Raw genomic sequence first — 11,642 nt, forward strand, 5'->3', positions numbered from 1 at the left:
GGCGCGGCGCCGTGGGCAACAGGGGGTTCCTAACAAAAGGTTAACGACCCACAAAGCTACCCTGCGTCACTGTTGCAACCTAACTGGCACTGCCGGGCGCAAATGGTTTTTGTGATAAGCATTTTTTCAAATGCATACATTGGCAGGATTTCAAAAGCTGGGGTTAGAAAAAAAACTCATGAGAAAAAACTTGACAGCTACAGAATCCCGGAAGCCGTCGTATCGAACCCGTAACGTATGTGTAAGTTATTGAAAAAAATAAGAAAACCGTGACAAGCGAGCTCTGGTAAAAATGACATATTGGTCGTTATACATTTAGCCGGGTCATGGGGTGATTTGCTTGCAGGGCGAAAAAAAACCCGGCTCGAAGGCCGGGTTTATTTCTGTCAGGAATGACAGGTTTTTATGCGCCGAGTGCCTTGATGCGGGCATTCAGGCGAGACACCTTGCGGGAAGCCGTGTTGGCGTGCAGTACACCTTTGGTTGCTGCGCGCATGATCTCCGGCTGAGCGGATTTCAAGGCTTCGTTAGCTGCGGACTGGTCACCGGAAGCGATTGCTTCCTCAACCTTGCGCAGATAGGTGCGAACGCGGCTGCGACGAGCTTTGTTCGTGGCCGTCTGGCGGGCAATCTTGCGGGCCGCCTTCTTGGCCGAGGGTGTGTTGGCCATGGGCTCAATCCTGATCCGTGAGTGGAACACTGTCCGGTTAAGACCGGGGGAACCATTCGCACCATGGCGGGAGGTGAACCCGATCAAAAAACGACGGCGGCGAGGTTATCGCCACCGGTTGAGGGGTGCTTATAGTCATCTGCTTTCCTCCCGTCAACGGGTTTGAGCAGATTAAAACCCACTTACTTGTTTTCGAACTGGGGGGACCGCTTTTCGAGAAACGCGGTCATGCCCTCGTTCTGGTCGTGCGTGGCAAAGGTTGCATGGAAGACCCGGCGCTCAAAGCGGATGCCTTCGGCAAGCGTTGTCTCATAAGCCCGGTTCACGCTTTCCTTGGTCAGCATGACGACCGGGAGCGAGAAGTCCGCGATCTTTTCGGCCGCCTTCAATGCCTCGTCGATGAGATCGTCGGCCGCCACCACGCGGCTCACAAGACCGCAACGCTCGGCTTCCTCCGCATCCATCATTCTGCCGGTCAGGCACATTTCCATGGCCTTCGACTTGCCGACAAAGCGGGTCAGGCGCTGGGTGCCACCAGCTCCCGGCATTGTGCCCAGGGTAATTTCCGGCTGGCCGAACTTGGCGGTGTCTGCTGCAATGATGAAATCGCACATCATCGCCAGTTCGCAGCCGCCGCCGAGTGCGTATCCAGCAACCGCTGCAATGATCGGCTTGCGGTTGCGGGCAACCCTGTCCCATGGAGTGATAAGGTCCGTCAAATAGGCCTGGGTGAAGTCCAGCGGCTGCATTTCCTTGATGTCAGCGCCGGCAGCAAAGGCCTTGGCGGAGCCGGTCAGCACCACGCAGCCGATCTTCTCGTCTTCTTCAAAAGCATCGAGCGCCGTGCTGAGTTCGGCGACAAGCGCGGCGCACAGCGCATTCAGGGCTTTCGGGCGGTCGAGGGTAATCAGGCCGACCTTACCGCGCTTTTCGACACGGATGTTCTCATATCCCATCGGGTAACTCCCACTTCCAGAGCAAATCAGTTGGCAAATGGGTACCTGACGGTTGCGGCCGCGGCAACCGCACCCTTTGGACATTTCAGCAAAGAAAGGCCGCTATCTCTGGCATTTTGGACAGAAAAATGTCGAGCGACCTGATTGAACAATCCGCTCGATCGTGCTGGTGCACCCTTCACCGCGACACTTTTCACCTTCGCGGCCATAAACGTCAAAACTGTGCTGGAAATACCCCAGAGAGCCATCCGCCCTTGTGTGATCCCGAAGGGTGGAGCCACCCGCCTGAATCGCATCAAGAAGGATCTGGCGTATCATCTCGGACAGAAGGATTGCCTTTTCGGTGGGCTTGCCGGTCTTTGTTGCGAGGGTCCCGGCGGCGCGCTTCGGATCGAGGCCGGTGCGCCACAGTGCCTCGCACACATATATATTACCGAGCCCTGCTATCAGTCGCTGATCAAGGAGTGCAGCCTTCAAGGGTGTTTTCTTGCCCGCAAAGAGATCTGCAATGCGCTGCCCGTCCAGATCATTGCCCAGCGGTTCCATGCCCATTTTTGCAAAAAGCGCATGGCCAGCGAGTTCAGGGCGAGGGATCAAGGTCATGAAGCCGAACCGGCGCGGGTCATTATATATGACACGCTCGGAAGCGCCGGTCGCCGTGGTCAGATGAAAAATGACGTGGTCGTGTTTGGGGTCCTTTGAGCGCTCGTGGGCGAAGTCTCCGGGAGTGTGGGACGGCAAATCGCCTTCAACTCGGAAGGATCCCGACATGCCAAGATGCATGACCAGAACGTCGCCGTGATCCGTGTCGGCCAGAAGATATTTCGATCGGCGCGACAGGGCTGCAAGGGTGCTGCCTTCGAGCCGTTTGACAAAATCCAACGGAAACGGAAACCGCAAGTCGGGGCGGTTTTTATCGACCTTGACGATCCTCGCGCCTTCCATACTTGGGGCAAGCCCGCGCCGGACGGTTTCCACTTCTGGTAATTCTGGCATGGAAACACTGGCCTCCTGACTAGAGCCGCGCTATAGCCCTGCGGCATATGGCAGTTTCGAACCCGATCAACATGGTGCTCGCCGATAGCTTGGTCTATGGTTCGCTGCAAATTTGCAAGTTGAAATGGCAAGGCCGCGCCCTTTTGGAGCGTTGCAAGGCCAACCGCTGGGGCGGACAGGAGACGAGAAATGGCGCAGGACATCAACCGGGGACACCGCACCAGCAGCCGTTCGCCGGAAGACATGCCCACGAGCTTCGGCTTCACGACCGTTCAGGAGGGGCAGAAGCAGGCTCTTGTCGATGACGTCTTTCACAAGGTGGCCAACCGCTACGACATCATGAATGACCTCATGTCCGGTGGGCTTCATCGGGTGTGGAAAGACGCGATGGTGTCTTTCCTTGCTCCGCCAAAGACAGCCTCCGGCAATTGGCGGCATCTGGACGTGGCCGGCGGAACAGGTGATGTGGCAACGCGCGTCGTTGAAAAATCCGGTCTGACAGTGTCGTCCGTTGTCTGCGACATCAATGAATCCATGCTTGGCGTCGGCAAGGACCGTGCAGAAAAGGCTGGGCTTGGCCATCTCATCGAGTTCACGCAAGGCAATGCCGAAGACCTGCCTTTCCCGGACAAGAGCTTTGACGCCTACACGATCGCGTTTGGCATTCGTAACGTGCCGGATATTCCAAAAGCTCTGCGTGAGGCACGCCGGGTTCTGAAGCGCGGCGGACGGTTCATGTGCCTGGAGTTTTCGGAAGTCGATGTGCCCGGCCTCGACAAGATCTATGACGCCTTCTCCTTCAATGCGATCCCGGCCATGGGCAAGATGGTGACCGGAGACGGAGAGCCCTACCGCTATCTGGTCGAATCCATTCGCAAGTTCCCGCATCAGGAGCGCTTTGCGGAAATGATCCGCGAAGCCGGTTTTGAGCGCGTGTCCTACCGCAATTATTCCGGCGGTATTGCCGCCCTTCATTCGGGATGGAAGCTCTGATCCATGGCGTTTGCGGTAATGCCCCTGTTCCGGTTGGCCCGGGCCGGTTTTGTCATGGCTCGCGAAGGCGTCTTCGGCCTTGCCAACCTGCCGGATTTGCCAACTGGCCCGCGAGTTGCGATTTCCCTTGCGCGGCTGCTTGAGCGCCGGTCCGTCAAGAACAAGAGCGCCGAACTGCGCCTGTCCGATGCGCTTAACCGGCTTGGACCGTCTTACGTCAAGCTGGGTCAGTTTCTGGCAACCCGTGCCGATGTTGTCGGCAAGGAAGCTGCACGGGATCTGTCCGCCCTGCAGGATCGTCTGCCGGCGTTTGATCATCAGGAAGCCCTTCGCGCCGTCGCCGATCAGCTCGGCATGCCGGTTGAAGAGGTATTTGTCGAGTTCGGAGAGGCCGTGGCTGCGGCTTCCATTGCACAGGTCCATCCGGCCATCGTCCGCGACAAGGACGGCACGGAGCGCAAGGTTGCAGTGAAGGTGCTTCGCCCTGGTGTTCAGCGTCGTTTCAAGCGGGATCTGGAGAGCTACTATCTGGTCGCAAGGTTGGCCGAGCGCTTTCATGAGCCTTCACGGCGCCTGAGGCCGATTGCCGTAGTGGATACGCTTGCCCAGTCTGTTGCCATGGAAATGGATTTCCGCCTGGAAGCCGCCGCTTTCTCCGAAATGGCGGAGAACACGGCGCAGGATCCCGGCTTTCGTGTACCGGGCATTGACTGGTTGCGTACCGCCAAGGGCGTCTTGACCATGGAGTGGATCGATGGCCGCAAGATGTCCGATCTGGACGGGTTGGCGGAAGATGGTCACGATCTGGAGGCGCTCGGAAATGCGGTGATCCAGAGCTTCCTGCGGCACACGTTGCGCGACGGCTTCTTCCATGCCGACATGCACCAGGGAAATCTCTTTGTCGAACCTGACGGCACGTTGGTCGCCGTCGACTTCGGCATTACCGGCCGGCTCGGCAAGCTGGAGCGCCGGTTTTTGGCTGAAATCCTCTTCGGCTTCATCACCCGAAACTATCGACGTGTTGCGGAAGTGCATTTCGAGGCGGGCTATGTTCCGGCCAATCAGGATGTCGACATGTTCGCACAGGCGATCCGGGCTATCGGTGAGCCAATCCACGGACACGACGCCAGCGAAATTTCCATGGCCCGACTTTTGACCCAGCTGTTTGAAGTGACGGAACTCTTCGAGATGAAGACCCAGACCCAGCTCATCATGCTTCAAAAGAACATGGTGGTGGTGGAAGGTGTTGCCCGCTCACTCAACCCGAAGCTCGACATGTGGAAGACGGCTGAACCGGTTGTGGGCGACTGGATCAAGGAACATCTCGGACCTGTCGGAAAGTTGAGGGATGCGGGCGATGTGTTCTCCGCGCTTGGCCGCATGGCCAACGATCTGCCGCTCTTTGCCGACCGCATCGGGCGCATGTCGGAAGAACTGGAAAAGATGACCAACAACGGTCTTCGCTTCGACGCGCAAACAGCTGAAGCCATCGGCAAGGCAGAGGCCCGCCACACCCGTTCGGGCCGCATTGCCCTTTGGGTCATAGCCATTGCCATGACGGCAGTTGTGTTCAAGCTTTTCAGCTGAGGGCCTTACGGTTTGGTCACACGCCTCAAGGTCAGGTTGACGCGCCCGCCGTTGCGCATGAGCGTCGAGGTATTTGGAAGCACACGGTCAATCCCGTGATAGGCAAGGCGGGATTCACCCCCAAGAACCACGACATCGCCCGAGCTCAGTTTCATCGAGCGGGTCGGGCTCTTGCGATCTGAACCGCCAACACGGAAAACGGCCGTGTCTCCCAGCGAGACTGAAATGACCGGCGCTTCGAAAAACGCTTCATCCTTGTCCTGATGCAGCCCCATACGCGCCGTGTCTTCGTAGAAATTGATCAGGCAGGCCTCCGGTGGCGGTGCTTCCGGAGCAAGCTCCGACCAGAGTGTTGTGAGGATTTCTGGTATCGGCGGCCATGGAGCGCCGGTTTCAGGGTGCGTCGGCTGATACCGATAGCCGTTCGTATCCGATACCCAACCCAGCACACCACAATTGCTCATGCGCACGGAAAAAGGTTTGCCGGTGCGCGGCATCACAGGTTGAAAAAGCGGTGCGGCCCGAAGGCAGTCGCGGATGATATCGAGGAGATTGTCCTGCTGGTCCCGGCTGAAATAGTCGGGAAAGAGCTGGAAGCCGGTTGGGAAATCGTCTGGCTTTGGCGTCACTTCAGTCTCCACCTCCGCACCCGCTGCATCCCGAGCTGCCGCTGTCTCCATCGCTGCTGCTTGAACCCGCGGAAGAGGACGAAGAACAGCCGCTAGAACCACGATCACTCCCCTTGCCGCGTTTGTCGCGCATGCTCGTGAAAATGCCCCACAGCAACGCAAGGACAAGAAGCGTTACGGCAAGAGTATTGACCGTGTGCTCAGTAAACCAGTGATGCAGGCGATTGAACAGCCGCTCAAGCCCGGTGTCCCCGGCTGGTTGACTATGGGCAAGGGCCGCGCCGGTTGCACTGATCAGCGCGGCGGCAGCCAGAGCCGGTCGGGCTCTTTTCCTGCCATCGTGCGAACGAGTTATGTGGGGTCTTCCGTTCAAACTTTTCAAAAACTCGGGTTTTGGAATGACCCAGGCGTCTTCTGCGTTGATCCGTTTCGCCTTGAGGGGGCGAGTGAAGCGGATTTTCGCGCTGGGCCAGATATCTTGCGGGGGCTCGCCAAACTCACGGCGATATAGCGCAAGCGTTTTGGCATAAAGTTCCTCGAACCGGCTTGCCTGCGCCGAACCGCCAAGTGTCGGGCCATGGTGGAGCGGGGCTCCCATGGCTTGTGTGAATGGCCCCCAATAGTGGCGGGTATAAGTGAGATGCAGATGCCAGACCTGATCCACTTCGTCGCTCGGGGTGACGGGGCCTTCGTCCAGTTGACAGAGATAGACGAACTTCAGGTATTCGGTGATGACGCGCCGTGCAAAGGGATGGGACCAGCCATTTTCCCGGGCCAGCCGCCTTGAAAAGGGGAACGAGGCGTCGGGATTGTCCAGTTCGCAAGCCTGCAGCCTTAGCCACAGGTTCGTCTGCGTCAGGGTTGCTTTCGTGGGGCATGTGTCGGGATTGTGCAAATTTGCCATGGAAATCGGTGGATGCTCGCAAAAAAGGGCAGGGTAAGGTAACGCTCCAACAAGGTTTTACCGAAATATAGAGCCATGCAAGCAAATCACACCGTGTTCGTGACTTGCGAGTGAATTCTCCTCCACCTATATAGCGAGTAACCGCTGGTGAGGCTGACATGACAGTTGGTCCGCCGGTGTCCGGAGCCAAGTCCGGAAATCATGTGAGAGGAGCCGAAAGGATGCCGTCTCGGGTCTTTTCGGTTTGCTAGAAAGAGAGGCAGATATGGCAAAGGTCATTGGTATCGACCTCGGCACGACCAACTCGTGCGTCGCCGTCATGGACGGCAAGGATTCCAAGGTAATTGAAAACGCAGAAGGCGCCCGGACGACCCCGTCCATGGTGGCATTCACTGACGATGGCGAGCGCCTTGTCGGTCAGCCGGCCAAGCGTCAGGCGGTTACAAACCCCACAAACACCCTTTTTGCAGTCAAGCGCTTGATCGGTCGCCGGTTTGACGACCCGACCGTTGCCAAGGACAAGAAGCTGGTTCCGTTCGAGATCGTCAAGGCGGACAACGGCGATGCATGGGTAGAAGCCAGCGGCGAAAAATACTCTCCGTCCCAGGTGTCTGCCTTCATCCTGCAAAAGATGAAGGAAACCGCCGAAAGCTATCTCGGCGAGACAGTGACCCAGGCGGTTATCACCGTTCCGGCCTACTTCAACGACGCTCAGCGTCAGGCGACCAAGGACGCTGGCAAGATTGCCGGTCTTGAAGTCCTGCGCATCATCAACGAGCCGACCGCTGCTGCGCTCGCTTATGGTCTCGACAAGAACGATGGCAAGACCATCGCTGTCTACGACCTTGGTGGTGGCACGTTCGACGTCTCCATTCTGGAAATCGGCGACGGCGTCTTCGAAGTGAAGTCGACCAACGGCGACACGTTCCTCGGTGGTGAAGACTTCGACATGGTTCTGGTCGACTACCTTGCTTCCGAGTTCAAGAAGGAACAGGGCATTGACCTGAAGAACGACAAGCTCGCCCTTCAGCGCCTCAAGGAAGCTGCTGAAAAGGCAAAGATCGAGCTGTCTTCTTCGTCCCAGACCGAAATCAACCTGCCGTTCATCACGGCTGATGCGTCCGGTCCGAAGCACCTGACCCTGAAACTGACCCGCGCCAAGTTCGAATCGCTGGTCGATGATCTGGTCAAGCGCACGATCGCTCCGATGCAGGCAGCCCTGAAGGATGCCGGTCTCGCAGCCGGTCAGATCGATGAAGTGGTTCTCGTCGGCGGTATGACCCGCATGCCGAAGATCCAGGAAACCGTGAAGACCTTCTTCGGCAAGGATCCGCACAAGGGTGTGAACCCGGATGAAGTCGTGGCCATGGGTGCTGCCATTCAGGCAGGCGTCCTGCAGGGCGACGTCAAGGACGTTCTCCTTCTCGACGTGACCCCGTTGTCGCTCGGCATCGAAACCCTCGGCGGCGTGTTCACACGTCTGATCGACCGCAACACGACGATCCCGACCAAGAAGAGCCAGGTGTTCTCCACCGCGGAAGATAATCAGACCGCTGTGACGATCCGTGTCTTCCAGGGCGAGCGCGAAATGGCTGCGGACAACAAGATGCTCGGCCAGTTCGATCTGGTTGGCATTCCGCCCGCACCGCGCGGTGTGCCGCAGGTCGAGGTGACCTTCGACATCGACGCCAACGGCATCGTGAACGTGTCTGCAAAGGACAAGGGCACGGGCAAGGAACAGCAGATCCGCATCCAGGCATCCGGTGGTCTGTCCGATGCAGACATCGACCAGATGATCAAGGACGCCGAATCCCATGCGGATGAGGACAAGAAGCGCAAGGAACTGGTTGAAGCCAAGAACCAGGGCGAGTCGCTGTATCACTCCACCGAGAAGTCGGTGAAGGATTATGGCGACAAGGTCGGAGCCGACGAAAAGGCGGCGATCGAGACCGCAATGGTCGAGCTGAAAGCCGCGCTGGACGGCAGCGATGTCGAGGACATCAAGGCCAAGACGCAGGCCCTCGCCGAAGCTTCCATGAAGCTTGGGGAAGCCATGTACGCGTCTGCTCAGGCTGACGCCGATGCCTCCGGCGACGACGCTGATGCATCTGCCAAGGATGACGACGTTGTCGATGCCGACTTCGAGGAAGTTCAGGACGACGGCAAGAAGTCGGCCTAATCCTTCTGCAATCGATGCAGCCTGCGCGGAACCTGCGCAGGCTGTCATGCAATATCGAGGCGTCGGCATCCGTGGAAAGTCGTTCTTCCGGTGTCAGGCGCCTTCGCCTTATCTCACTGACCCGTTCGATCAGGTGAGAGGCAAGACGAAATCGGGAAACCTCGATGGCCAAACGCGACTTTTATGAAGTCCTGGACGTAGCCCGCGATGCGGATGAAAAGGCGCTCAAGAGCGCCTACCGCAAGATGGCGATGAAGTACCACCCGGACCGCAATCCGGGCGATGCTGATGCCGAAGCGCAGTTCAAGGAAGTCAACGAAGCCTACGACACGCTGAAAGATCCGCAAAAACGCGCTGCCTATGACCGTTTCGGTCATGCAGCCTTTGAAAATGGCGGTTTTGGCGGCGGCGGCGCGGGCGCGCATGACTTCGGCTCGACCATGTCCGATATTTTCGAGGAATTCTTCGGCATGGGCGGCGGTGGGCGTCGCTCCGGTGGCCGGGAGCGTGGCGCGGACCTGCGCTACAATCTTGATGTGACCCTTGAAGAAGCCTTCCACGGCAAGACCGTGGAGATCGAGGTGCCAACCTCAGTCACCTGTGACAATTGCTCGGGAACCGGCGCAAAACCGGGCACCAGCCCGTCCGCCTGCCGTACCTGCGGCGGGGCGGGACGTGTACGCGCCGCGCAAGGGTTCTTCACGCTGGAGCGGACCTGTCCGACCTGTCAGGGTCGTGGTCAGGTGATCACGGATCCTTGTGGCGGCTGTAGCGGTTCTGGCCGAAAGACCCAGGAACGCACCTTGTCCGTGAACATTCCTGCCGGCATTGAAGACGGCACCCGGATCCGCCTATCCGGAGAAGGCGAAGCAGGGTTGCGCGGAGGTCCGTCCGGCGATCTCTACATTTTCCTGACCATTCGTCCGCATGAATTGTTCCAGCGCGACGGCGCGGATCTGTACTGCCGCGTGCCGATTTCCCTGTCGACCGCAGCGCTGGGCGGCCAATTCGATGTGCCGACCGTTGATGGCAAGACCAGCCGCGTCAAGGTTCCCGAAGGCACCCAGACCGGCAAGCAATTCCGCCTCAAGGGCAAGGGCATGCCGGTGATGCGGTCGTCGCAGGCCGGCGACATGTATATTCAGGTGACAGTCGAGACGCCGACAAACCTGACCCGTCGCCAGCGCGAGCTGCTTGCGGAATTCGAGAAGGAAGCCTCCGGCGAAAATCACCCGCAATCCGCCGGTTTCTTCTCCAAGGTCAAGGACTTCATAGACAACTTGGGCGCGTAGGCGTATTCCTGCCTTATTATTTGATTCTATTGGGACTGTGCTTCTGGTACCGTCTGCCTTGGTAGGGTTGTGAGGAATAAAGATGCTGGAGTTGCCGCGGTCCCATGTCCGGAGTTTGAAGGACAAGTTCCAGCGTCTGAAATCTGACAAGCTGAACTCCATCGAGGAGCTGCAGTTCTTGCGCACCTGGGTGGAAAATCCGCTCAAGACGGGTGCCGTGGCGCCGTCCGGTGCCGATCTCGCGCACAAGATGGTGTCATTTGTCGATGTTGGACCACATACACGCGTTCTGGAACTCGGCCCGGGCACCGGCTCGGTCACCAAGGCGCTTCTGGAGCGGGGCATTCGTCACCAGAACCTGACCACAATCGAATACAGCCCGGAATTTTGTCGCCATCTTCGTTCACGCTTCCCCGGCATTCATGTGGTGGAAGGCGATGCCTATTCCATCGGCAAGACCCTCGGTGCGGAAGATGGCACTTTGCACTTCGATGCGATCGTATCTTCGCTGCCGCTGCTCAACCGGCCGGATAATGTCCGCGCCGACCTGCTTGCCGAGGTCTTTCAGATCCTTCCGTCCGGCGCTCCCTTCATCCAGTTTTCCTATGGCCTGCTGCCCCCGGTAAAACCGAGTGGCGACATAAAGGCAATGGCATCGGGCTGGATCTGGAAAAATCTTCCCCCCGCCCGTGTCTGGGTGTATCGCCATTGCAAGGGGCCGGTTGTCGGCACAACCCACGGACGCTAGTTTTGCGGAGTGTGGGCCGTTAGACAGGTCGATCTTTTGGGCGAATAAGGGATGATCATGAGCAATCCGAAAATCATGGTGATGTCCGGGTCCTCACGGGCTGGATCGGTGAATACGAAGCTTGCGGCTCTTGTCGGCAAGAAGCTGGCTCTTGCCGATGCGGACGTCACGATAGTATCCCTCAAGGACTACCCTCTGCCCCTCTATGACGGTGATTATGAATCTGCCAGCGGTGTTCCGGCGCCAGCTCAAAAGCTGAAGAAGCTGATGCAGGCGCAGGACGGCATTTTCATTGCCTGCCCGGAATACAACGCCGGCATCACCCCTCTCCTGAAAAATACTCTGGACTGGGTGAGCCGCATCAACGAGCCGGGCGAACCGCAAGGCATCGTCTACAAGGGTCGCGTTTTTGCCATCGGGAGCGCCAGCCCGGGTGCAATCGGTGGATTGCGCGGCCTGATCGGCATGCGGACAATTCTGGAAGTCGGACTTGGAGCGCTTGTCCTGCCGCAGATGGTGTCCGTTGGCGGCGCCATGGCCGCATTCGACGAAAAGGGTGATCTGACCGACAGCCGACTGGCAGGCATGCTGGATGCGATGGTGGCGGCCCTTCTGAAGCAGGTTCGCCTGCAAAAGCGGGATTGATCAGAGGTCGCCCGCTTGGATTCCTTCAGTCCGGCGCCTACAT

Annotated in this window: 11 protein-coding genes; 6 read left to right on the forward strand and 5 right to left on the reverse strand. The window is 58.3% G+C overall.

The features are described 5' to 3' along the window. Nucleotides 1-403: 403 nt before the first annotated feature. The 3 genes from rpsT to mutM form a co-directional block, all read right to left on the reverse strand. Nucleotides 404-670 carry a 30S ribosomal protein S20 gene (gene rpsT / locus F0155_RS06195; protein ID WP_150523627.1) on the reverse strand — a complete coding sequence of 89 codons (267 nt, stop codon included), beginning with the start codon at nucleotides 668-670 and terminating at the stop codon, nucleotides 404-406. 182 nt (nucleotides 671-852) lie between these two features. After that, nucleotides 853-1,626 carry an enoyl-CoA hydratase gene (locus tag F0155_RS06200; RefSeq protein WP_150523628.1) on the reverse strand — a complete coding sequence of 258 codons (774 nt, stop codon included), beginning with the start codon at nucleotides 1,624-1,626 and terminating at the stop codon, nucleotides 853-855. Between the two features lie 102 nt (nucleotides 1,627-1,728). Further along, nucleotides 1,729-2,622, reverse strand: a complete 894-nt coding sequence (gene mutM, locus F0155_RS06205) for a bifunctional DNA-formamidopyrimidine glycosylase/DNA-(apurinic or apyrimidinic site) lyase (protein WP_150523629.1) — start codon at nucleotides 2,620-2,622, stop codon at nucleotides 1,729-1,731. Between the two features lie 243 nt (nucleotides 2,623-2,865). Here mutM and ubiE point away from each other — a divergent pair, with 243 nt between their 5' ends. Together ubiE and ubiB are read left to right on the forward strand one after the other, a co-directional pair. Then, nucleotides 2,866-3,615 carry a bifunctional demethylmenaquinone methyltransferase/2-methoxy-6-polyprenyl-1,4-benzoquinol methylase UbiE gene (gene ubiE, locus F0155_RS06210; RefSeq protein ID WP_192913769.1) on the forward strand — a complete coding sequence of 250 codons (750 nt, stop codon included), beginning with the start codon at nucleotides 2,866-2,868 and terminating at the stop codon, nucleotides 3,613-3,615. A gap of 3 nt (nucleotides 3,616-3,618) precedes the next feature. Next, the gene (ubiB, locus tag F0155_RS06215; RefSeq protein ID WP_150523631.1) at nucleotides 3,619-5,202 is read left to right on the forward strand and encodes a 2-polyprenylphenol 6-hydroxylase; all 1,584 of its coding nucleotides are present in this window, start codon (nucleotides 3,619-3,621) and stop codon (nucleotides 5,200-5,202) included. A gap of 5 nt (nucleotides 5,203-5,207) precedes the next feature. Here the strand turns inward: ubiB and F0155_RS06220 are convergent, their stop codons facing one another. Both F0155_RS06220 and F0155_RS06225 read right to left on the reverse strand, forming a co-directional pair. Further along, on the reverse strand, nucleotides 5,208-5,831 hold the full coding sequence (locus F0155_RS06220) for an alpha-ketoglutarate-dependent dioxygenase AlkB (RefSeq protein ID WP_244303469.1): 624 nt from the start codon (nucleotides 5,829-5,831) through the stop codon (nucleotides 5,208-5,210). A gap of 1 nt (nucleotide 5,832) precedes the next feature. Next, nucleotides 5,833-6,735: a glycine-rich domain-containing protein gene (locus F0155_RS06225; protein WP_150523633.1), complete on the reverse strand. Its 903-nt coding sequence runs from the start codon at nucleotides 6,733-6,735 to the stop codon at nucleotides 5,833-5,835. A 265-nt stretch (nucleotides 6,736-7,000) separates the two neighbouring features. On the opposite strand from F0155_RS06225, the gene dnaK reads away from it, so the two are divergent. The 4 genes from dnaK (at nucleotide 7,001) to F0155_RS06245 (ending at nucleotide 11,599) form a co-directional block, all read left to right on the forward strand. Then, a complete protein-coding gene (dnaK, locus tag F0155_RS06230) occupies nucleotides 7,001-8,914 on the forward strand; it encodes a molecular chaperone DnaK (protein ID WP_150523634.1) in 1,914 nt (637 codons plus the stop codon). A gap of 164 nt (nucleotides 8,915-9,078) precedes the next feature. Next, nucleotides 9,079-10,206 (forward strand): molecular chaperone DnaJ, encoded by a 1,128-nt coding sequence (gene dnaJ, locus F0155_RS06235; protein WP_150523635.1) that lies wholly within the window; start codon nucleotides 9,079-9,081, stop codon nucleotides 10,204-10,206. A gap of 82 nt (nucleotides 10,207-10,288) precedes the next feature. Continuing rightward, complete coding sequence (locus tag F0155_RS06240) at nucleotides 10,289-10,954, forward strand: class I SAM-dependent methyltransferase (RefSeq protein ID WP_150523636.1); 666 nt, start codon at nucleotides 10,289-10,291, stop codon at nucleotides 10,952-10,954. A 57-nt stretch (nucleotides 10,955-11,011) separates the two neighbouring features. Then, a complete protein-coding gene (locus F0155_RS06245) occupies nucleotides 11,012-11,599 on the forward strand; it encodes an NADPH-dependent FMN reductase (protein WP_150523637.1) in 588 nt (195 codons plus the stop codon). Nucleotides 11,600-11,642 lie beyond the last annotated feature (43 nt).

The sequence above is a fragment of the Roseibium sediminis genome, assembly GCF_008711325.1.
In the GTDB taxonomy this organism is placed as follows: domain Bacteria; phylum Pseudomonadota; class Alphaproteobacteria; order Rhizobiales; family Stappiaceae; genus Roseibium; species Roseibium sediminis.